The organism is Kitasatospora sp. NPDC051984 (genome assembly GCF_044593455.1).
Classification (GTDB): Bacteria; Actinomycetota; Actinomycetes; order Streptomycetales; family Streptomycetaceae; genus Kitasatospora.
Map to the genome: position 1 here is coordinate 412,451 of NZ_JBIUCB010000001.1, position 20,107 is coordinate 432,557.

19 protein-coding genes and 3 pseudogenes are annotated in these 20,107 nt (G+C 71.0%); 10 read left to right on the top strand and 12 right to left on the bottom strand.

Features of this window, described 5'->3' with window-relative positions:
• Window positions 1-115: 115 nt before the first annotated feature.
• Window positions 116-1,270 (top strand): cystathionine gamma-synthase, encoded by a 1,155-nt coding sequence (locus tag ACIHEI_RS01895; protein ID WP_392952075.1) that lies wholly within the window; start codon window positions 116-118, stop codon window positions 1,268-1,270.
• 100 nt (window positions 1,271-1,370) lie between these two features.
• On the opposite strand, the gene ACIHEI_RS01900 is transcribed toward ACIHEI_RS01895, so the two are convergent.
• Entirely contained in the window at window positions 1,371-1,811 is a 441-nt protein-coding gene (locus ACIHEI_RS01900) for a MarR family winged helix-turn-helix transcriptional regulator (protein ID WP_387637931.1), read from the bottom strand.
• A gap of 89 nt (window positions 1,812-1,900) precedes the next feature.
• Between ACIHEI_RS01900 and ilvA the strand changes: the two genes are divergently transcribed.
• The 3 genes from ilvA to ACIHEI_RS01915 all read left to right on the top strand — a co-directional run bounded on the left by ilvA (window position 1,901) and on the right by ACIHEI_RS01915 (window position 5,221).
• Window positions 1,901-3,112 carry a threonine ammonia-lyase gene (gene ilvA / locus ACIHEI_RS01905; RefSeq protein WP_396605282.1) on the top strand — a complete coding sequence of 404 codons (1,212 nt, stop codon included), beginning with the start codon at window positions 1,901-1,903 and terminating at the stop codon, window positions 3,110-3,112.
• A 236-nt stretch (window positions 3,113-3,348) separates the two neighbouring features.
• A complete protein-coding gene (locus ACIHEI_RS01910; protein ID WP_396605283.1) occupies window positions 3,349-4,359 on the top strand; it encodes an ATP-binding cassette domain-containing protein in 1,011 nt (336 codons plus the stop codon).
• 1 nt (window position 4,360) lies between these two features.
• A complete protein-coding gene (locus ACIHEI_RS01915) occupies window positions 4,361-5,221 on the top strand; it encodes an ABC transporter permease (protein ID WP_392952065.1) in 861 nt (286 codons plus the stop codon).
• Window positions 5,222-5,299: 78 nt separating this feature from the next.
• Here the strand turns inward: ACIHEI_RS01915 and greA are convergent, their stop codons facing one another.
• Entirely contained in the window at window positions 5,300-5,797 is a 498-nt protein-coding gene (greA, locus tag ACIHEI_RS01920; RefSeq protein ID WP_387637920.1) for a transcription elongation factor GreA, read from the bottom strand.
• 288 nt (window positions 5,798-6,085) lie between these two features.
• Window positions 6,086-6,508, bottom strand: coding sequence for a DUF4307 domain-containing protein (locus tag ACIHEI_RS01925; protein WP_396605284.1), 423 nt, complete (start codon window positions 6,506-6,508; stop codon window positions 6,086-6,088).
• A gap of 160 nt (window positions 6,509-6,668) precedes the next feature.
• On the opposite strand from ACIHEI_RS01925, the gene mca reads away from it, so the two are divergent.
• Entirely contained in the window at window positions 6,669-7,538 is an 870-nt protein-coding gene (gene mca, locus ACIHEI_RS01930; protein ID WP_387637915.1) for a mycothiol conjugate amidase Mca, read from the top strand.
• A 58-nt stretch (window positions 7,539-7,596) separates the two neighbouring features.
• On the top strand, window positions 7,597-7,788 hold the full coding sequence (locus ACIHEI_RS01935) for a hypothetical protein (RefSeq protein ID WP_392952062.1): 192 nt from the start codon (window positions 7,597-7,599) through the stop codon (window positions 7,786-7,788).
• Window positions 7,789-7,791: 3 nt separating this feature from the next.
• Here ACIHEI_RS01935 and ACIHEI_RS01940 read toward each other — a convergent pair.
• The 3 genes and pseudogenes from ACIHEI_RS01940 to ACIHEI_RS01950 all read right to left on the bottom strand — a co-directional run.
• Window positions 7,792-8,158, bottom strand: a pseudogene (locus ACIHEI_RS01940) (Uma2 family endonuclease); the annotation flags it as partial.
• Between the two features lie 107 nt (window positions 8,159-8,265).
• The gene (locus tag ACIHEI_RS01945) at window positions 8,266-9,219 is read right to left on the bottom strand and encodes a hypothetical protein (RefSeq protein ID WP_392952059.1); all 954 of its coding nucleotides are present in this window, start codon (window positions 9,217-9,219) and stop codon (window positions 8,266-8,268) included.
• Entirely contained in the window at window positions 9,216-10,628 is a 1,413-nt protein-coding gene (locus ACIHEI_RS01950) for a phenylacetate--CoA ligase family protein (protein ID WP_387865416.1), read from the bottom strand. The genes ACIHEI_RS01945 and ACIHEI_RS01950 overlap by 4 nt, the downstream gene beginning before the upstream one ends.
• Before the next feature lie 397 nt (window positions 10,629-11,025).
• Between ACIHEI_RS01950 and ACIHEI_RS01955 the strand changes: the two genes are divergently transcribed.
• A complete protein-coding gene (locus tag ACIHEI_RS01955; protein ID WP_396605285.1) occupies window positions 11,026-11,883 on the top strand; it encodes a helix-turn-helix domain-containing protein in 858 nt (285 codons plus the stop codon).
• A 36-nt stretch (window positions 11,884-11,919) separates the two neighbouring features.
• Window positions 11,920-12,051, top strand: a pseudogene (locus tag ACIHEI_RS01960) (DUF255 domain-containing protein); the annotation flags it as partial.
• Between the two features lie 51 nt (window positions 12,052-12,102).
• Here ACIHEI_RS01960 and ACIHEI_RS01965 read toward each other — a convergent pair.
• A complete protein-coding gene (locus ACIHEI_RS01965) occupies window positions 12,103-13,101 on the bottom strand; it encodes an ArsR/SmtB family transcription factor (protein WP_387865421.1) in 999 nt (332 codons plus the stop codon).
• 68 nt (window positions 13,102-13,169) lie between these two features.
• Here ACIHEI_RS01965 and ACIHEI_RS01970 point away from each other — a divergent pair, with 68 nt between their 5' ends.
• Complete coding sequence (locus tag ACIHEI_RS01970) at window positions 13,170-14,423, top strand: MFS transporter (protein WP_396605286.1); 1,254 nt, start codon at window positions 13,170-13,172, stop codon at window positions 14,421-14,423.
• Between the two features lie 43 nt (window positions 14,424-14,466).
• Window positions 14,467-14,616: pseudogene (locus tag ACIHEI_RS01975) on the top strand (DUF255 domain-containing protein); the annotation flags it as partial.
• Between the two features lie 161 nt (window positions 14,617-14,777).
• On the opposite strand, the gene ACIHEI_RS01980 reads toward ACIHEI_RS01975, so the two are convergent.
• The 5 genes from ACIHEI_RS01980 to ACIHEI_RS02000 all read right to left on the bottom strand — a co-directional run bounded on the left by ACIHEI_RS01980 (window position 14,778) and on the right by ACIHEI_RS02000 (window position 19,952).
• Window positions 14,778-15,344 carry a Uma2 family endonuclease gene (locus ACIHEI_RS01980; RefSeq protein WP_396605287.1) on the bottom strand — a complete coding sequence of 189 codons (567 nt, stop codon included), beginning with the start codon at window positions 15,342-15,344 and terminating at the stop codon, window positions 14,778-14,780.
• A 179-nt stretch (window positions 15,345-15,523) separates the two neighbouring features.
• Window positions 15,524-16,057 carry a hypothetical protein gene (locus ACIHEI_RS01985; RefSeq protein ID WP_396605288.1) on the bottom strand — a complete coding sequence of 178 codons (534 nt, stop codon included), beginning with the start codon at window positions 16,055-16,057 and terminating at the stop codon, window positions 15,524-15,526.
• 26 nt (window positions 16,058-16,083) lie between these two features.
• Entirely contained in the window at window positions 16,084-18,048 is a 1,965-nt protein-coding gene (locus tag ACIHEI_RS01990; protein ID WP_396605289.1) for a hypothetical protein, read from the bottom strand.
• A complete protein-coding gene (locus ACIHEI_RS01995) occupies window positions 18,045-19,208 on the bottom strand; it encodes a purine phosphorylase (RefSeq protein WP_396605290.1) in 1,164 nt (387 codons plus the stop codon). Before ACIHEI_RS01995 ends, ACIHEI_RS01990 begins: the two co-directional genes overlap by 4 nt.
• The gene (locus ACIHEI_RS02000) at window positions 19,209-19,952 is read right to left on the bottom strand and encodes an NrtR DNA-binding winged helix domain-containing protein (RefSeq protein ID WP_396605291.1); all 744 of its coding nucleotides are present in this window, start codon (window positions 19,950-19,952) and stop codon (window positions 19,209-19,211) included.
• Between the last annotated feature and the right edge of the window lie 155 nt (window positions 19,953-20,107).

Consider the following 20,107-nt stretch of genomic DNA (forward strand, 5'->3'; position numbering starts at 1 on the left):
ACGACCTGGCCCTTCGCGAAGCGATTGCGATGGCGGCACGGCCACCTGACGCGGCGCCACGACGGACCCGCCCAACCACCACCCATGATCCGTCCGCCGCACTAGGCTCGACCGCATGACCGAGCACCAGCTTTCCCACGGCTTCGAAACCCTCGCCATCCACGCGGGCCAGGAAGCGGACCCCCGGACCGGGGCAGTCGTGACGCCGATCTACCAGGTGTCCACCTACAAGCAGGACGGCGTCGGCGGACTCCGCGAGGGCTACGAGTACAGCCGCTCCGCGAACCCCACCCGCACCGCCCTGGAGGAGTGCCTCGCCGCGATCGAGGGCGGCTCCCGCGGCCTCGCCTTCGCCTCCGGCCTGGCCGCCGAGGACACCCTGCTGCGGACCATCCTCAAGCCCGGCGACCACATCGTGATCCCCAACGACGCCTACGGCGGCACCTTCCGGCTGTTCGCCAAGGTGCTGACCCGCTGGGGCGTCGACTTCTCCGTCGCCGACACCCACCACCCCGAGAAGGTGCGCGAGGCGATCCGCCCCAACACCCGCGCGGTGTGGGTCGAGACCCCCTCCAACCCGCTGCTCGGCATCACCGACCTGACCGCCGTCGCCGAGATCGCGCACGCCGCCGGCGCCCTGCTGATCGTCGACAACACCTTCGCCAGCCCCTACCTGCAGCAGCCGCTGTCGCTCGGCGCCGACGTCGTCGTGCACTCCACCACCAAGTACATGGGCGGCCACTCCGACGTGGTCGGCGGCGCCCTGGTGGTCGCCGACGCCGGCCTCGCCGAGGAGGTGGCCTACCACCAGAACTCGATGGGCGCCGTCTCCGGCCCGTTCGACGCCTGGCTGGTGCTGCGCGGCATCAAGACCCTCGGCGTCCGGATGGACCGTCACTCCGACAACGCCGCCCGGATCGCCGAACTGCTCTCCGCGCACCCGAAGGTGACGCAGGTGCTGTACCCCGGCCTGCCCACCCACCCCGGGCACGACATCGCCGCCAAGCAGATGAAGGCGTTCGGTGGCATGGTGTCGTTCCGGGTCGCCGGTGGCGAGGAGGCCGCCGTCGAGGTGTGCAACCGCGCGCAGCTGTTCACCCTCGGCGAGTCGCTGGGCGGCGTCGAGTCGCTGATCGAGCACCCCGGCCGGATGACCCACGCCTCCGCGGCCGGCTCCCCGCTCGAGGTGCCCGCCGACCTGGTGCGCATCTCGGTCGGCATCGAGTCCGCCGCCGACCTGCTCGCCGACCTGGAGCAGGCGCTCGGCTGATCGCCGTGCCGGCGCGGTCCAACGGCGGCTGTGCGGACCGCCGTTGGACCGCGCGGATGGTAATACCGTTTGTGCATTTGCGAGTTGAACCACCTGGGCGTCAACGCTGGTTGCGCAGGCCGTCGTTGAAGCGTTCCAGAAGCGCGCAGAACAGCGTCCGCTCGTCCGCCGTCCAGTCGGCCGTCAGTTCGGCGATCAACTGCCGCCGCTGCTCGTGCACCTGCGCCAGGCGCCCGGCCCCGAGCGGGGTCAGTGCGAGCAGTGCCGCGCGCCGGTCGGCCGGGTACGGCACCCGGGCCAGCAGGTGTTCGCGCAGCAGCGGCGCGGCCTGCCGGGTCACCGTGGAGGAGTCCACGCCCAGCGCGGCCGCCAGTGTCTTCACGTTGGCCGGCCCGCCGGCGGCGAGCTGGTCCAGCAGCAGGAACGCGGCCCGGTCGAGCGCCGCGGCGGCACTGATCCGCCGGGCGAACACCGCGACCTGGTAGGGGAGTCGGCAATCGGGGTCGGGGGCGTCGGGCACGTCGGGCGGGGGCAGGCTCATCGCGACTCACGGGGGTGCGGGCGACTCGTGCCCAGCAGCGTACGCGCGCCCGGCGGGCATCGGAACCGCCTCGGCCTAGGCTGATCTTCATGCAGAACTGGCCGATCACACTCGACGACGTCCGCGGCGCACAGAAGATGCTCGCCGGGGTGGCCAGGGTCACCCCGATGCAGAGCAGCCGCCACCTGTCCGGGCTGGCCGGTACGCCCGTCCACCTGAAGTGCGAGAACCTCCAGCGCACCGGCTCGTTCAAGCTGCGCGGCGCGTACCTGCGGATCGCCGGCCTGCTGCCGGTGGAGCGGGCCGGCGGCGTGGTCGCCGCCAGTGCGGGCAACCACGCGCAGGGCGTGGCGCTGGCCGCCGCGCTGCTCGGTGTGCGCTCCACCGTCTTCATGCCGCTCGCCGCGCCGCTGCCGAAGGTCGCCGCCACCCGCGAGTACGGCGCCGAGGTGCGGCTGCACGGCGCCAACGTCGACCAGGCGCTGCAGGCGGCGCGCGAGTACGCCGACGCCACCGGCGCGGTGTTCATCCACCCCTTCGACCACTGGGACGTGATCACCGGTCAGGCCACCGTCGGCCTGGAGATCCTGGAGCAGTGCCCCGAGGTGCGCACCGTGCTGGTCGGCACCGGCGGCGGCGGGCTGCTGGCCGGCGTGGCGATCGCGATCAAGGCGCTGCGCCCGGACGTCCGGGTGATCGGCGTGCAGGCGGCCACCGCGGCGGCGTACCCGCTGTCGCTGTCCGCGGGCCGCCCGGTCTCGCTGGAGCGGTTCTCCACCATGGCCGACGGGATCATGGTCGGCCGCCCGGGCGACATCCCGTTCGAGGTGATCAACTCGCTCGCGGACGGGGTGCGGACGGTCTCCGAGGACGAGCTGTCCCGGGCGCTGCTGATCGGCCTGGAGCGGCTCAAGCTGGTGGTCGAGCCCGCCGGGGCGGCGCCGATCGCCGCGCTGCTGGCCGAGCCGGGGCGGTTCGAGGGCCCGGTGGTCGGCGTGCTGTCCGGCGGCAACATCGACCCGCAGCTGATGCAGCGGGTGCTGCGGCACGGCCTGGCCGCGGCGGGCCGCTACCTGTCGCTGCGGGTCCGGCTGGCCGACAAGCCGGGCGCGCTGGCGGACCTGCTGGGCGTGCTGACCCGGGTGGACGCCAACGTGCTGGACGTCGCGCACGTGCGGATCGACCCGCAGCTGGGCCTGACCGAGGTCGAGGTGGACCTGCACCTGGAGACCAAGGGCCCGGAGCACTGCGCGGCGGTGATCGGGGAGCTGCGCGAGGACGGCTACGTGGTCTCGCGCTGACGGCGCGGCACCGGGCGCGGCGCCGAGCCCCGGCGCCGAGCCCCGGCGCCGAGACGCGGATCACCCGTTCGGGTTGACGCGATATATCGCGAGTGGCAGCATCTTGCGATGTATCGCGAGCTTGCCGTTGGCGCGCTCAGGTAACAGAGTGGGTGATCTGCGCCCAAAACGGGCTCGTCCACCGACTCCACACCTCCGACTTCAGGACCCCGACTTCAGGGAGATGAGGCAGGACCATGGCGTCAGCCATCGAAGCCGAGAACCTGGTCAAGACCTTCGGTGACGTACGCGCCCTCGACGGCGTCAGTCTGGACGTCCCCGAAGGCACCGTGCTCGGACTGCTCGGCCCCAACGGCGCCGGCAAGACCACCACCGTGCGCGTTCTGACCACCCTGCTCCAACCGGACTCCGGGCGGGCCACCGTGGCCGGCGTCGACGTCCTCAAGCACCCCAACCAGGTGCGCAGCCTGATCGGCCTGTCCGGCCAGTACGCCGCCGTGGACGAGTACCTCACCGGCCGCGAGAACCTCCAGATGGTCGGCGAGCTCTACCAGATGAGCGCCCGCGACGCGAAGAAGCGGGCGGTGGAACTGCTGGAGTGGTTCAACCTCGCCGAGGCCATGGACCGCACCGCCAAGACCTACTCCGGCGGCATGCGCCGCCGCCTCGACCTGGCCGCCGCGCTGGTGGTCCGCCCGCCGGTGATGTTCCTGGACGAGCCCACCACCGGCCTCGACCCGCGCAACCGGCTCGCGCTCTGGGAGGTCATCGAGACCCTGGTGGAGCAGGGCACCACGCTGCTGCTCACCACCCAGTACCTGGAGGAGGCCGACCGCCTCGCCCACGACATCGCGGTGGTCGACCACGGCAAGGTGATCGCCCGCGGCACCGCCGACGAGCTGAAGGCCCAGATCGGCGGCGAGCGCATCGAGGTCGTCGTGCACCGCTCCGACCTGATCCCCGAGGCGGTCGCCGCGCTCACCCCGTTCGCCAAGGGCGATCCGGCGGTGGAGAAGAACACCCGCCGGATCACCGTCCCGGTCAGCGGCGGCGCCAAGGTCCTGGCCGACGCCATCCGCGAACTGGACGCCCGCTCCATCGAGATCGACGACATCGGCCTGCGCCGCCCCACCCTCGACGACGTCTTCCTCTCCCTCACCGGCCATGTCACCGAGGGCGACGGCGGCGTGGACGAGGGCGAGCAGCCGGCGAAGAAGGGCCGTCGCGGCCACGGGAAGGACGCCTGAGATGACCACCGCACTGCCGGACGCGGCGATCGGCCCCGTCCCCGTAGCCCCCCGCCGCGGCGTCTCCGCCACCCTGCACGACTCCTGGGTGGTCGCGAAGCGCAATTTGCGGCGAATGACCCGAATTCCCGAAATCGTGGTCTTCGGTCTCATGCAGCCGGTGATGTTCGTGCTGCTGTTCTCGTACGTGATGGGCGGCGCGATCGCCATCCCCGGCGCCCAGCCCAGCCACGAGGTGTACATCGAGTACCTGATGGCGGGCATCTTCGCGCAGACCGTCACCTTCGCGGTGGCCGGTGCCTCGGCCGGTATCGCGGAGGACATGACCAAGGGCCTGGTCGACCGGTTCCGCTCGCTGCCGATGTCGCGCGCGGCGGTGCTCACCGGCCGCACCCTCGCCGACCTGGTGCAGACCGCGTTCACCGTGGTGGTGCTCGCCCTGGTCGCGCTGCTGGTCGGCTGGCGGATCCACGACGGCGTCCTGAAGGCGCTCGCCGCGTTCGGCCTGCTGCTGCTGCTCGGCTACGCGTTCTCCTGGATCGGCGCGCTGATCGGCCTGTCGGTGCGCAGCCCCGAGGCCGCCACCTCGGCCGGCCTGATCTGGCTGTTCCCGCTGACCTTCATCTCCAACGCCTTCGTGCCGGTCAGCTCGATGCCCGGCTGGCTGCAGCCGATCGCCTACTGGAACCCGTTCTCCGCCACCGTGCAGGCCTGCCGCAGCCTGTTCGGCAACCAGCTCGGCCCGACGCCCGACGCCTGGCCGATGCAGCACGCCGTGCTGGTGTCGATCGGCTGGTCGCTGATCATCATGGCGCTGTTCTCCTGGCTGTCGGTGCGCAAGTACCGCCGCGCCGCAGGCTGAGCTTTCTGCTGGTGAACGACCGGACGGCCGCTCCCCCCCCCCGGGGGAGCGGCCGTCCGTCGTCGTGCTGCGGGAGGCTCAGCCGGAGAACGGCTTGGCGTCGACGATCTTCACGCCGGCCTTCTTGCCGTTCGGCAGCTCGTACACGGCGTCCTCGCCGACCGACTTGCCGGTGATGGCGCGGCCCAGCGGGGACTGCGGCGAGTACACGTCGATGTCGCCGTCGGTGACCTCGCGGGAGGCCAGCAGGAACTCCATGGTGTCGTCCAGGTCGCCGTCGAAGGCCACCGTCACCAGCATGCCCGGCGCCACCACACCGGAGTCGGCCGGAGCCTCGCCGACCTTCGCCCGCTCCAGCAGCTGGGACAGCTGACGGATGCGCGCCTCGGTCTTGCCCTGCTCGTCCTTGGCCGCGTGGTAGCCGGCGTTCTCCTTGAGGTCGCCCTCCTCGCGGGCGGCCTCGATCTTCTTCGCGATCTCGATGCGCCAGGGCCCGGTCAGGTGGTCAAGCTCGGCCTTCAGCTTGCTGTAGTGGTCCTGAGTGAGCCAGGTCACGTCGTCGTTGGTCTGGGTCACAGGGTGCTCCTCGTCGTGCTGGCGCTGCTGCGAGGGTGGTTCGGCAGCAGTGGGCGATTTTCTGGGCAGATGCAAAGCAACGCCCGCTTCCGTGCCATTCGGCAGGGAAGGGGCGAAATCACGAGCCTAACAAGTTCCCCGTACAGGCGGGAAGGGCTGCGGGGGGCGAGGCCGTCCCGCACCTTCGACTATGCGCTCGAAAGGGTGAGCGGAGCAAAGAGCGTTCGCTCACCCTTCCGGCGGCTCCGGGCGTCTTCCGGCGTCTTCCGGCGCCTATTCGGGTGGCCGCTACTTGTTGGGCGTGCAGCCGAGCAGCTCCGCGGTGGAGCCCCGGGAGGTGGTCCGCAGCGTCACGACCTTGTCGTAAGTGGTGCCCTCGGCCGGGATCTGGAAGTCGGACTGGCCGACCACCGCGCCGTCCACGCCCTGCGTGCGGACCGTGCACACGCCGGAGGTGCCCTCGCTCTTGCGCACCGACAGCTGCAACTGGAGCTCGCTGTCGGACACCGGCTGGAAGGTCGGCACCGTACCGTTCAGCTTCGTCTCGCGCAGCAGGTAGGACGTGCCGAGCCAGGCGATCAGGCCCACCAGCAGCACCCCGAACACGACACCGGCGATCCGCAGCCGGCGGTCGGTCGTCCGGTCGTCGGACCGGCTGTAGCGGCCCACCGGGGGCGCGAGGGGCTGCTGGGGCGTAGGGCTCTGGTCCATGGCGCGGCTCGGTCCTTTCGCGGAGGAACGCTCGGCCGTCCGCGGGAATGGACGCGCCCTCCAGTCCGTCACTATAGGAGGGGCACGTCCGCGCCAGAGGCGGCGGGGGAGCCGGCCCGACGAAGCGGACATTTTTTGTTACCTGGAAGGGACCCAGGCGTTGAGCGAGCAGTTGCGGTTGATGGCGGTACACGCGCACCCGGACGACGAGTCCAGCAAGGGCGCCGCCACCATGGCGATGTACGTGGCCCAGGGGGTGGAGGTCCTCGTCGCCACCTGCACCGGGGGCGAGCGGGGGTCGATCCTCAACCCCAAGCTGCAGGGCGACCCGTGGGTCGAGGAGAACATTCACGAAGTGCGCCGCAAGGAGATGGACGCCGCCCGGGAGATCCTCGGCGTCCAGCAGGCATGGCTCGGCTACGTCGACTCAGGCCTGCCCGAGGGCGACCCGCTGCCCCCGCTGCCCGAGGGCTGCTTCGCCCTCGAGGACGTGGACGTGGCGGCCGGCACCCTGGTCAAGCTGATCCGCGAGTTCCGCCCGCACGTGATCACCACGTACGACGAGAACGGCGGCTACCCGCACCCCGACCACATCATGACCCACAAGATCACCATGGCGGCCTTCGAAGCCGCCGGAGACCCCGAGGCCTACCCCGAGGCCGGCGAGCCCTGGCAGCCCCTCAAGCTCTACTACAACCACGGCTTCCCGATGGGCCGCATCCGCGCCCTGCACGCCTACCTCACCGAGAACGGCCACGACTCGCCCTACGGCGAGTGGATCGAAGGCTGGGAGAAGTCCGGCCGAGCCGAGCGGGAGATCACCACCCGGGTCGACTGCGGAGAGTACTTCGAGATCCGCGACAAGGCCCTGATCGCCCACGCCACTCAGATCGACCCCGACGGCCCCTGGTTCCGCGTCCCGATCGACATCCAGCGCGACGTCTGGCCCACCGAGGACTACGAACTCGCGAAGTCCCTGATCGACACCGACCTCCCCGAGACCGACCTCTTCGCCGGCCTCCGGAAGTAACCCGTACGACCCACCCCCCGGTGACCCGGCCCGCGTAGGGCCGGGTCACCATGGATGAATGAGCACCCCCGTGAACGTCACCCAGCTCGCCGCCGACCTCGCCCTCGACGAAACCAAGGTCACCCCCGGCCTCCTCGGCTTCGTCGTCTTCGCCGCCCTCGGCATCGCCACCTGGTTCCTCCTGAAGTCGATGAACGACCGCTTCAAGAAGATCGACTTCACCGAGCAGCCCGACCCCAAGGACGAGTGACCCTCACGGGGTGAGATCCACCTCCACGGCGAACGGCGCCGCGACCCCCACCTCCCCGGTGAACACCGGCCCGTCGCGACAACTGCCGCTCGCCGGGTCGAGCACGTGCGTGTACACCAGCGGCAGCCCCGTCGCGGCCTGCTCGACCCGCCAGTAGAACCCGATCCCGGCCCGCGCGTACTGGTCGACCTGCACCACCCGGTCCGTGGTCTCCGACCCCCGGCGCCACCACCTCGACCACCAGCAGCACATGCTCCGGCCTGATCGGCACCACATCGATGGCGTCCGCCCGGTGCGCCACCACGTCCGGGCGCCGGTTGTTCAGCGGCACGTCCTGCAGGCGGACGTCGAAGTCCGTGTCCGCCCAGTCCCGCGGTCACGCCTTGGCGGTGAGCGAGATCATCCGCGGCGCATACCGGGCATGTTCGAGTACCTGACGGTCGTTCGGCACGAGCAGATCTACATCGTCCAGGTCACCTATTGCTGAACCGCCCCTCGCGTCCCGTTTCCGGCCGCGGTAGGGGCCGCCAGGTCCGGTGACCTGCGGGCCGGCTGCCGGCCCGGGGTTCCGATCCGGTCGCGGCGGAACGTGAGTTCGGCCATCCGGCGTTCGGGGCCCCGGCGGCGGAGGAGGAGGTGGCCGATGAAGGCTGCCGGGCCGAAGAAGACCTGGGCCGGGATCAGGGCCGCGGGGTGCCCGGTGACGGCGTCGATGAGGTGCAGGGTGGCTACCGGGGCCACGGCGCCGAAGAGCACGACCAGTGTGATTCCGGTGCGCAGGCCCGCCTTGCCGTAGGCCTTGTAGGCGGCGGTGGTGAAGAGGGCGTAGGCCAGCAGGTCGCCCATGCCGAGTACGGAGCCGAGGTTCTCCCCGATGCGGAGCCCGGCCGCGGGGGCGAAGGGGTAGCCCTGGATCGCGTCGGACAGTTCCTCGGTCAGCGGGACGACCCAGGCGAAGAACGCGTCGTAGGCGGCGAGCGCGAGCAGGAACCACGCGACGTTCTTCAGCCGCATCCCGCCCTGGACGTTGATGTTGGTGGCGGAGACGACGACCAGGCCGACGACGCAGCTGTTGGCGATCCAGTACGGCGCGGCGGTGTCGCCGAAGGCGAGGTGGGTGCCGAGCACGGCCGCGATCAGCGTGGCGATCAGCGCCCAGCGCAGCCGTCCGTCACCGATGACGGGCTGGTAGCCGACGGACAGCCCGCCGGCGAAGGCCAGCGCGAGTACCGCCGGCAGGACCGCGCCGGGCAGCGCCAGGTAGAGGTACGGCAGCGCCAGGACGAAGCCCATCATCATGAAGATGTCGGCGCCGTTGAAGACCCCGATCGGCGGCCGGGGGGTGCGGACGGTGCGGAAGTAGCCGACGGCGCCGACGCACACCGCGAGCGCCAGGGTGCAGCTGACCGCGAGCTGGAAGAAGACCGTCATGCGTGGCTCCGGGTGAAGGTGTGCTCCAGCAGGTCGCAGCGGAGCGGGAAGCGCAGTGCCGCTTCCGCGTCGTCCAGCGGCAGGACGGTGACGTCGGCGTCGATGCCCTCGGCCCGCAGTCGCATCGTCACGTCGGCCGCGCCGAGTTCCTTGGAGACGACCTCCACGTGCAGCCGGCCCCGGTCGGTGATCTCGGCCCGGTGGCGCAGCGGCCACGGCAGGCCGGGGGTGCCGTCCAGCGCCTCGACGATGTCGCGCGGGGTGACGATGGTGTCGGCGGTGCGGTAGAGCTGTCCGGCCTTGCCGAGGATGTGGGAGACCGCGGGGACCGAGGCGAGTTCGCAGGTGGGCTCGCCGTCCAGGGTGCGGACCACGTCACCCGTGTTGTACCGCAGGACGGGCATGCATTCCCGGTAGGGGAAGTACGGGGTGACCGTCAGCTCGCCGAGGCGGCCGGGCCCGGCGGGCTCGCCCGTCTCCAGGTCGAGGACCTCCGTGTACCCCATGTTGGGGTCGATGTGCAGGTGGTGGTGGGTGCAGGTGCGGCCGCTGACGGGCAGCAGCTCGGTCATGCCGAAGGAGTCGCCGACGGTGCGTGCGCCGAAGGTCTCGCGGAAGGCGGCCGCCAGGTTGCGCGACAGCATCTCCCCTCCCGCGTAGACCGCGCGCAGCCCGAAGTCCTGCGGCCCGTATCCGCGTTCGCGGGCGACGCTCACCATGCGGGCGAGGTAGCTGGGGTTTCCGGTGAGCACCGTCGGCCGGGGGCCGGAGCGGCCGAGCAGGTGCTCGACGGACTCCTCGGGCGGGATCTGTCCCACGACGTGACAGGCGGCGTTGGCGAGGCGGCACACCTCGACGTCCTCCTGCACGGCGGCGGTCGCCCGCGAGCTGAGGTTGATCTGCATCCGGTCGCCGGGGCCGAGGTCGCCGCGGAGCACCAGGGACAGCGCGATCAGGGCGGGCCACAGCTCCATCTCGTAGCGGGAGAGCCAGATCTGGACCGGTGCGCCGGTGGTGCCGGTGGTCTGCGTCACCAGGTACGGGTCGCTGCACAGGAAGTCGGCGGGGCGGGCGAGCAGGTCGGCCTTGCGGGTCACCGGGATGCGGGTGAGCGTCTCGGTGGTGATCCCGTCCGGGTCCACGCCGGTGAGCCGTTCCCGGTAGAAGGGCGAGCGTTTGGCGAGCCTGCGCACGGTGCGCTGGAGCGCCCGGTTCTGCAGGTCGCGGCGCTCGGCCGGATCGGTGAACGGTCCGTCGGCCAGTTCGTCGACGTCGTCGCCGAGTGAGCCGAACTCCTCCAGCGTGACGAGCGCGTCGGCGACCAGCCGTTCCACGGCCCGTACGTTCAGCCGCCGGCCGAACACCATGGCCGTGGCCACCTGCACCTGCCGGACAGCGGTCTCCAGCACTGATGCCTCCCTCGTACCTCGAACAGGACGAAGGGGTGGGGGCGGCGCGCCGCCCCCACCCCCGGGGTTCTACGTCAGCTGGCCGAGCAGGCGCCGAAGAAGACCGCGGTCAGCGCGCCCATGACGTACTTGAACTGCTTGGCGCTCGTCTTGATGGAGCTCATAGCTGCCTCCTTGTGTGGTGCGAGTGGACGGCCCGCCTGAGCTCCGCAGGAGCTCCGGCGTTCCGTTCCCGGATGAAAAACACAGTGGCGCGATCATCGCGAGCGGGCAATGATCGGGTCCGTTCAACGGACCGGCGACTGAAGGGAACCCATACCGAAACCCCAACTGACCTGGTCCGAACGGGGAGTTGTGGGGCCGTCCGATCGGCGGCCCGGCATGAGAGGGGGCCCTCATGGCGAGATCCGGCGCCGAGGGGCGCGGCGTGCTGGACGGCGCGTTCGCACTCATGGAGGTACTCGCGCACACCGACGAGGTGGGGCTGACCCGGCTGGCGAGCGACGCCGCGCTGCCGAAGGCCACCGCCCACCGGCTGCTCGGGCAGCTGGTCGCACTGGGCGCGGTGCAGAGTCACGAAGGCCGCTACCGGCTGGGCCCGCGGACGTTCCGGCTCGGGCAGGCCTGGCATCCGGCGCGCGCGCTGCGCGCCGCAGCGGCCCAGCCGCTACGGGAACTCGCGGCGGTCAGCGGCGGGGTGAGCCTGAGCCTGTCGGTGCCCGAAGCGGGACAGATCATCGTCGTCGGGGGCATGCGGGGCGAGGTGGACGAGGTCTTCCCGCTGTACTCCGGGGTCGTCCTGCCGCCCGGCAGCGCGGCCGAACTGGTCCTGGCGGCGGCCGCCCCGGTGCCGAAGCGGCCCGCGGGGTGGACGGAGGCCGCCTGGGCGCGCGAGGTCGCCGGGGTCCGGGAGCGGGGGCTCGCGTACGACTACGAGCAGTGCGTGGATTCGCTGTCGTGCGTGGCGGCTCCGGTGCACTCGGCGTCCGGCCAGGTGGTGGCCGCGGTCGCGGTGACCGCCCTGGACGCGAAGCTGATTTCCCCGCTGGCCGACGCCGTGAGCCGCGCGGCGTCGATGATCAGCGGGAGGCTGGCCCGCCGGCCGGAGCCTGTGCCCAAGCCCCGCAGGGCCGCGCCGGCCCCGAACCGGGCCGTCAAGGGCTTCACGGCCCCGGCCGACCCGGCCGCCGACCCGGCGGGTGCCGCCGGGATCCTCCTGCCCCGGCCGCGCGCCCCGCACCGCCGGAGCCGCTGACCTGTCGCCGAGCCCCCAGGACCCACCCGAAAGCCGTTGCCGTGTCTGCTGCGGCATGCCGACAATCCGGTGGAGTGATGGCCCTGGGGGCCGGAGGCGTTCGAGGAGGCGGAGCGGCGCGGCGTGCCCGTTCTGCTGTCCGTCGGGTATGCGGCTTGTCACTGGTGCCAATGACTTGACGCAACCAGGTGGTCCTGACCTGGAGCTTTGCCAGCCGACTCACGGGCCCGCCGCGCCGCCGACCAGTGCGTCCCCGAGCGCCGTACGCCGGTAGAGCACCGAGCGGCCGGACCGGGTGCGCGCCAGCAGCCCGCTCGCGAGGAGCACGGCCAGGTGGTCGCCGACCGCGCCGGGGGCCATCACGAGGCTGCGGGCCAGCTGACTGGTGCTGGCCGGTGCGCCCAGCTCCACCAGCAGCCGCGCCCGGGAGCGGCCGAGCAGCGCCGCCAGCGCCGCCGGATCGGGCGCCGCCCGCTCCCACAGGGAGGCGGTGCCGCGCGCCCGGTAGATCAGGGCCTTCGGCCACGGCTCCTCGTGGAAGGCCGCGACACCGGGCCAGACCATCACCGAGGGCACCAGCAGCAGCCCCTGCCCGGCGAGGCTCACGTCCTCGTACACGCGGCGCAGCGGCACCGCAAGGTGCTGTCCCTGCCAGGCCAGCCCGTCCTGCAGGCCCTCGACCGCCTCCTTCCAGCCGCGCTCGCCGATCACCCCGACCCGGTGCACGACATCGCGTTCGCAGACCGCCCGCAGCTGCGGCCAGTCCGGGGCGAGCAGTTCGTGCCAGGCGCGGTCCAGCGCGTCGGCGACCGTCTCCACCACGCCGTCGGACTCCAGCAGTTCGCGCACTCGCGGATCACGGACACCCAGGTCACCGCCCGCCCGCCCGCGCAGCACGGCGTCGATCTCGGCGCGGGCCACCGCGACCGGCGTGGACCGGATCGCCGCGAGATCGTCGGCCCAGCTCTGGGCGAGCCCACGCGGCGGCGGGGCGACGAAGTTGGCGCCCGCCCTGCTGACCTGAAGCGCCAGCACGGCGTCCAGATGCGTCTCGCCGCGCAGCCGCGCGAAGCCCGGGGCGAGGCGCGCCGCCCAGTCGGCCGGCAGCGCCGCGTCCCGGCCGCTCAGCCGGCGCAGCAGTCCGCAGAGCTCGAAGGCCGGGGAGAGCGCGAACCGGCTGTGCAGCAGGTCCTCGGTGGTGGCGGTGAAGCGGAGCACGCCGCCAGACCTTACGTCCCCGGGCGAATCTCTCGCACGCCCACGCGGCCCGCACCAGGCTGCCGGGCATGACCACCACATCCCCGCCGCTGCCGGCCCCGGCGCCGCGAACCACCTACGGCCAGGTGCTCGCCGAGCCCCGATTCCGGCTGCTCTTTCTGACCCGCACCATCGGCATCACCGCCGACTCGCTGCGCATCACCACCTTCTCGGCACTGGTCTACTCCGGCACCGGCTCCGCGCTGCTCAGCGCGCTGGCCTTCGGCGCGGGCTTCCTGCCGCAGCTCCTCGGCTCGCTGCTGTTCGGCTCCCTCGCCGACCGGTTCCCGCCCCGGGCACTGATCGCCGGCGGCTACCTGCTGGAGGGCACGGCGGCGGCCCTGCTCGCCCTGGTGCGGATGCCCGTCGCGGCGGGCCTCGCCGTCGTCGCGGTGCTCGCCCTCGCGACCCCGGCGTTCGGCGGCGCCTCCGCACGGCTCGTCGCCCGCTGGCTGAGCGGCGACGCGTACGTGCTGGGCCGCTCGCTCAACAGCATGGCCTCCAGCGGCGCCCAGCTCTTCGGGCTGACCCTCGGCGGCGCCGCCGTCGCGGCCGTCGGCCCGCGCGCGGCACTCGCGGCCGGGGCCGTCATGCACCTGCTCTGCGCGGCCGCCGTCCGGCTGCGGCTGCCACGGCTCGCGGCGGAACCCGAAGCGGGCGGCGGCGGCGCCATGCGCACGAGCCTGCGCGGCACCGGCGCGCTCCTGCGCCACCGCCCGGTCCGGCGGCTGCTGTTCGCCCAGTGGCTCCCGACCGCGTTCGTCACCGGAGCGGAGGGCCTGATCATCGCCTACGCGGGCAGCCACGGCTTCCCGTCCGGCTCCTACGCGGTCCTGATGGCCGCCCTGCCGGTCGGCATGCTGCTGGGCGACCTCCTCGTCGGACGCCGGCTGCGGCCCGCCACCCGCGAACGCATGGTGGTGCCCCTCATCGCCCTCATGGGCCTGCCCCTGGCCGGCTTCGCCGCCGACCCGGGCCGCCCGCTCTCCGCCGCCCTGCTCCTGCTCTCGGGCAGCGGCTTCGCCTACGGCCTCGGCCTGCAACGCGAGTTCCTCGCCGCCCTCCCCGAACAGGGCCAAGGCCAGGCCTTCGGCCTGCTGGGCTCCGGCAACATGACCTTCCAAGGCCTGGGCCCCGCCTTCTTCGGCACCATCGGCGCCTTCACCGGCACCGGCTGGGCCATGGCCCTGGCCGGCCTCGGCGCACTCCTCACCGCCACCTGGATCCTCACCTGGCGCCGCACCGACCCCGGCGAGCCGACCCACCCCACCCCCGAGCCGTGAGTCACGGCCCCCGGCACCACTCCCGATGCGTCAGGATGGGCACATGCCGAACCGTCTCGCGGGCGCGACCTCGCCGTATCTGCTGCAGCATGCCGACAATCCGGTGGAGTGGTGGCCCTGGGGGCCGGAGGCGTTCGAGGAGGCGGAGCGGCGGGGTGTGCTGTCGGTCGGGTATGCAGCTTGTCACTGGTGCCAGTGAATGTGTACAACCGGGTAGTTCCGGCCTGGGGCGTTTCCAGTGAGTGCCGGAATCGACACGAATGGTGAGTGGTTGTGTGGGGAGGTGGACGCCTGGCCGAGGACCGGCTGGCAGCCTCGCCCGAAGTCAGGCCGTCTACATGTCCTGAGTGCGGATCAGATCGTGTTGAGGTCGATCTCGACCGCGAACGGAGCGGCGGTCCGGATCGTGCCGGTGAACATGTCGGCGTCGCGGTAGGACCGGCTCGCAGGGTCGAGGATGTAGGTGTAGATGAGGGGAACGCCGTTGGCGGTCTGCTCGATCCGCCAGTAGAAAGCGATGCCGGCCTGGGCGTACTGATCCACCTTCACGATGCGGTCAGTGGTCTCCGAACCCGGTGACACGACCTCGACGACCAGGAGAACGTGCTCCGGGCGGGTGGGCGTGATGTCGATGGTCTCAGCCCGGTAGACCACGACGTCGGGCCGCCGGTTGGTGAGGGGCACGTCCTGCAACCGGACGTCGAAGTCCGTGTCGGCGTTCCAGTCCGAACCGGCGGCTGCATCCAGGGCGTTCGCCAGGATCCGGGCCAGGCGGTTGTGCCGCTTGGACGCACTCGGGCTCACGACGACCATCCCGTCCACAATCTCGATACCCGCGCACTGCTCCGCGGACCAGGAGTCGTACTCGTCCGCGGTGATCTGCTGGTGCATCCACTCAGGAGCGACCATCTCGGCGGTCATCGCCGCGCCTCCTCGGGGGTTCGACGGGCTCGGTGCTGCTGGGCCCAGCGTACTGTTCGGTCGCAGGGTACGTGGTGCTACGTGGTGTTCTCCGGTGCCTGAGGAGCGGAGTCCGGCCCGCGCCTCCGCGCACCGGAGGCGTCGTACGCGTGCGGAGAGCGGGTCCGGCGGGGCTGGTGCTACCGCTCCGCACGGCGCAGGAACTGCCAGCCCAGTACGGCCAGGGCGAGCGTCTGTACGAGAGAAGTGAGCACGAGCAGGGGCTGAACGGTGGGAGAGCACCAGAACGCGGTCGTGCAGACCATTGGCAGGACCAGGTACGTGAACAGGTCCACCGTGGTCTGAAGCCGCTTGCGCATGGTGCGGCCCGCAACGTTGCGGTGGTAGACCTCCCAGCCGAACACCGTGCCGTGGGCGGAGGCGAGTTCCCCCAGGCGCGGTCCCAGTCGGTCACGGACGTAGTAGCCGATCGCCGAGATCTTCTCGTCATTGACCAGATAGGTCCAACCCAGGACCAGACAGATCGCGGGGACGGAGAGCAGCAGTCGGGACTGTCCACTCTGGACGGTGACCGTCACGACCGCAGTGGCTGCGGCGAGCGTGAAGTAGAGCAGGTTGTCGCGGAACCCTATGCGGGTCTTCTGTTCCTCCTTGAGGCAGTCGTACTCGGCCAGCAGGATCTTGCTCTCGGTGACATCGTCCGTGGAGGTCACAGGCGCTCCTATGCTCGAGTTCGGGATCAGCCGGCGATCTGGAAGAGCGTCAGGTTGTCGGGCCCGTGCCGTTCGATCCAGCTCTTCCCGTCCGCCGCGATCCCCTCCAGGAGGCGGAAGGTGTGGGTGGAGCCGGTCGCGCTGAGGTTGATCTCGGAGATCTCCTGGGAGTTCTCGTTCGGCGCCAGTTGGTGGGCGTCGGCGTCCTTGATGCGAATCTTCCTGGCAGGTCCGTTGGTGAGGACGAGCTCCAGGTCGTAGCCGACGTCGACGTTCTCCGTCACCTGCACGGAGGACAGCGCGTCGAACCGGTAGTTGCTCCGCTGCTCGTTCCTGCGTGTCGCGTCGGAGAAGTTGAACTCGGAACTGACCTCGCGGATGCCGTCCTGGGTGAACAGGAACAGGCGGAAGACGTAGTGCGAGTACCGCCAGGGGCCGCCCCTGACCCGGCCCCGTTTGTAGGAAGGGCCCGGGGCGACCAGGATGGTGTGGGTGATCAGGTCGCGCCAGGTGAGCTGGTGGTGCCGGAGCGCTTCATCGACGAACGAGGTCTTGTCGCAGGTGAGCCAGGTCTCCATCTCCCGCTCGCTCGGGCGCAGATCGTCCAGGCGCGACTTCCAACGCTGGTAGGCGATCTGTCGTGCGGTCAGCTGTTTCTGGTACTCCCGGGTCTCCCGGAGCAGGCGGTACTCCTCGCGCCTGACCTCCAACCACCGGGAAGCGGCTGCGTGTCCGGACCAGGCCGCACCGAGCACGGCCAGGAACGCCCACAGCGGCCGGGGTTGGGCGGCACCCGAGACTGCCGTGCCGAACGCGGCCAGGGCCGCGGCGCCGAGGACGGTGAGGGCCACCACGGTCAGGGCCTTCGTCCTGCCGGGGGTCTGCTCCTGGCGGTGCGGGTCGAGCAGGGTGCCGTTGTTGTGACGGTTCCGGGTGTCCTCGGCGAGGTACCGGATCAGCCAGTTGACCCGCTCCACGCCGATCCGGCTCTCCCGGTAGAGGTCCGCGATCTCGGCCGCGAGACTGCCGCGGATCTGAGCAGTGTGGGCGAGCCAGGCGTCCGAGGTGAGCCCGTAGGGCGTGCGAATGCTGAAGTAGTGGTCGAACGAGTGGCGGACGCTCTTGGTGAACCCGCCCTCGGCGGAGGCGGGCTCGCGCGGATACGGGACGCGGGGTCCGGATGCGGGGCCCGGCCGGGCTTCCCGGCCCGACCCCCGGAGACCGCAACGGGCCGCGGTCAGGCCTGCGCCGAGCGCCACCAGTAACTCGACGGCGGCCTGGATCGGATCAGCGATCAGTGCCAGGGCCCAGAGGAGCACACTGCTGACGACGAACAGGGCTGCCCGAACCGGGAGTGCCGCTTGGGCGGCGGCAGCGCTGCTCGGGCGGGGCGGAACGGCCCGCGCCCCAATAGGGGTGGGCGCGAAGTAGGCCCAGACCCGCCCGGCCCGGTCGTTGCCGAAGCGTTCCGCTCCGGCACGTTCACGGGTCTCCGCCCACAGGTCGTCTTTCAGACCTCCGGTGAGCATGAGGTCGAGGTGGCGGAGGATCGCGTAGTGCTGGCGGGGTGGCAGGTCCTGCAACTGCTTCAGCACGGGGCCGGTTTCGCCGTTGGCGGTACTGAGTACCGCCAGCAGGTCGAAGGTGACGCGTAGGGCTTCCTTCCACTCGTTCTCGGCGTAGGCCTGCACGAGCCCGGAGGTGTAGCGCAGCCGCCGAACCTCCTCGGTGCTGAGGTCGTGGTGGGTGCGTGCGCTGAGCATGGCGAGCACCCAGTGGAAACGCACCTCCGCGCCGTCATACCCGTGGACGATGGCATCAGTGATCATTTCGCGGGCGCGGCTGGGGACGCCGTCCTGCAGGAACTGCACGCCCACCCGGTACTTCTCCTGCGGCGAGGCGTCCGGGTGGATGAGGTAGATGGTGGAGTCGTGTACGGTCTCGGCCTGGATCCCGATGGTGGAGTTGTGCGCGGTGTTGCTGTGGCTCATGTCAGGTCACCGGCCGCGGCGACCATGGGGGCCACTGCGGCCACCAGCGCGGGGCACTCCGCGACCAGTCCGCGCATCCTTCTGAGCGTCATGACCGTCCGCTTCGACGATTCAGGTGTGTTTCCCCCGGCCGTTCGGAGGGCGGACTCCAGATCGGTCAGGGCCTCTCGGTACGTGTCCTCGTCGAGGGCACCCTCGGCGCGGTGCCACCCCAACTGCTCGCGGAAATCGTTCAATTTCGTGATAAGGCCCGTCGGGCCGGGTGCCTTCGGGGCTGCGTTCATATGGACGCTGCTGCCCGTGACCGAGCCGGCCATGATGCCGATGGTGCTGTTGTGCGCGGTGTTGCCGACGTGTCGGTCGGGCCGGTCGGTCGAGCGGACCCTGTCGTCCTGGGGCATCGTGGTCTCCTCCTGTTCCCCCAGCAGCTCCACCGCCAACCGGGTGGCGAAGGCCGCCGCGTTCGCTGCGGCCTTCGGCTGCCAGTTGCGGTCCTCCGTGCTGTTCTTCGTGCCGTCTGCCCGGTCGCTGATCCCTCGGACGATGGCCACCGGCGCCCCGTTGAGATGGCCGGCCTGTGCCACGCCGGCCGCCTCCATCTCGATGGCGAGTGCATCGTTGTAGTGCTGCCGGATCCACTTCGCCTCGGCCGAGATCCTTGAGTTCTGGACGATCTCGCCGGCGGCGATCGCCCCGAAGCGCACCTGCGGCGCGTCCTCGTGACCGGGGGCGGGGTCCGCCCAGTCGTTCAGGCGGGCCAGGTGGGAGGCCAGCTGACTGATGCCGTGCGGGGCTTCCCACACCCGGGGGCGGGCTTTGAGCCCGTCGTCCTCGCTGGTCCCGCCGTGGTAGGCGTACACGTGTGATGCCACCACCACGTCGCCCAGCCTGGTGGTGTCCCAGAGGGCGCCGGCAACCCCGACGAACAGCACGGCCACCGGCGAGAATTCCTGAATCGCACGTTCGGCGATCACCGCGGCGGAATGGTTCCCCTTGCTCGTCATGCCGAGCGCGACACGGCACGACGTGCCCTGCACGGTTCCCACCTCGAACCGGGTGCCACGTTCATGGCGGTGCACCTGCGGATCGGCCAGCCTCTGGTGCACGGCCTGGTACTCAAGATTGAGGGCGGTGAGAATCACCACCGGGCCATTCGACATCTACTCCTCTTCCCCTCTCGTGTTCTCGTCCGTCGCAGATGGCGCGGGGCGGATGAGCGGTGGGAACAGCACGGTCTTCGGACCGGCTCGGTACAGCCGTGCGGGCCGTCCTCCGGTGGGCCTGCGGTCCGTGCCGGCGGGGATGATGAATCCCTGCGCGGCTTGAACCTTCCGGTAGAAATTGCGGGTGTCGAGTTCGGTGCCCCAGACTGCCTCGTACACCTGCTGCAGCTCTGCGATGGTGAAGTTCTCCTCGCAGAAGGCTGTGGCCAGCGCCGAGAACTCGAGCTTGGTGCGCGCGTGTTCGATCCCGTCCGTAGCGATTCGGCGGTGGTCGAAGGCGAGGGCAACCTCGCCGGACAGGACGGCTTCTGCGGGAACCCACGCGGCGTCGGTGGCATCCGTCCCCGCGACCGGGTCGGGTAGCCCCGGCGCGATCGCCAGGTGGGCCACGGAGACGACCCGGCCCCGAGGATCGCGGCCCGAAGCCCCGTACACGGCCAGCTGTTCAAGGTGCACCCAGCCGGCGGCCAGGGCTGTTTCCTCGCTCAGTTCGCGGTGGGCGGCGTCCAGGATCTCCTCACCGTCGTGGTTCAGGAACCCTCCGGGCAGGGCGGACATACCCCGGAAAGGATCTTCGCCCCGCTCCACCAGGAGGACGTGCAGGCGGCTCTCCCGCAGTGTCAGGATCACGAGATCGACCGTCAGTAGTACAGAAGGTGGTGACCATGCGTCATCTTGCATGTCCGGCAAGGTACTTCAGTTACTGTCACTTACACAAGAAGGGGGGGTGATGGGGATTGCCGTGTCGCTCGACTCCGCAGTCGCGGTGCGTGGGGCGGGACCGTACGGATCGGCCGGGCGGCGCCGACCGCACCGGTCCGTTCCACTTGTGGGGC

Excerpts from the sequence above, each read along its gene's own strand:
- ACIHEI_RS01895 (WP_392952075.1), top strand. The coding sequence starts at position 116 with ATGACCGAGCACCAGCTTTCCCACGGCTTCGAAACCCTCGCCATCCAC.
- ACIHEI_RS01900 (WP_387637931.1), bottom strand. The coding sequence starts at position 1,811 with ATGAGCCTGCCCCCGCCCGACGTGCCCGACGCCCCCGACCCCGATTGC.
- ilvA (WP_396605282.1), top strand. The coding sequence starts at position 1,901 with ATGCAGAACTGGCCGATCACACTCGACGACGTCCGCGGCGCACAGAAG.
- ACIHEI_RS01910 (WP_396605283.1), top strand. The coding sequence starts at position 3,349 with ATGGCGTCAGCCATCGAAGCCGAGAACCTGGTCAAGACCTTCGGTGAC.
- ACIHEI_RS01915 (WP_392952065.1), top strand. The coding sequence starts at position 4,361 with ATGACCACCGCACTGCCGGACGCGGCGATCGGCCCCGTCCCCGTAGCC.
- ACIHEI_RS01925 (WP_396605284.1), bottom strand. The coding sequence starts at position 6,508 with ATGGACCAGAGCCCTACGCCCCAGCAGCCCCTCGCGCCCCCGGTGGGC.
- ACIHEI_RS01935 (WP_392952062.1), top strand. The coding sequence starts at position 7,597 with ATGAGCACCCCCGTGAACGTCACCCAGCTCGCCGCCGACCTCGCCCTC.
- ACIHEI_RS01945 (WP_392952059.1), bottom strand. The coding sequence starts at position 9,219 with ATGACGGTCTTCTTCCAGCTCGCGGTCAGCTGCACCCTGGCGCTCGCG.
- ACIHEI_RS01955 (WP_396605285.1), top strand. The coding sequence starts at position 11,026 with ATGGCGAGATCCGGCGCCGAGGGGCGCGGCGTGCTGGACGGCGCGTTC.
- ACIHEI_RS01970 (WP_396605286.1), top strand. The coding sequence starts at position 13,170 with ATGACCACCACATCCCCGCCGCTGCCGGCCCCGGCGCCGCGAACCACC.
- ACIHEI_RS01980 (WP_396605287.1), bottom strand. The coding sequence starts at position 15,344 with ATGACCGCCGAGATGGTCGCTCCTGAGTGGATGCACCAGCAGATCACC.
- ACIHEI_RS01990 (WP_396605289.1), bottom strand. The coding sequence starts at position 18,048 with ATGAGCCACAGCAACACCGCGCACAACTCCACCATCGGGATCCAGGCC.
- ACIHEI_RS01995 (WP_396605290.1), bottom strand. The coding sequence starts at position 19,208 with ATGTCGAATGGCCCGGTGGTGATTCTCACCGCCCTCAATCTTGAGTAC.
- ACIHEI_RS02000 (WP_396605291.1), bottom strand. The coding sequence starts at position 19,952 with ATGCAAGATGACGCATGGTCACCACCTTCTGTACTACTGACGGTCGAT.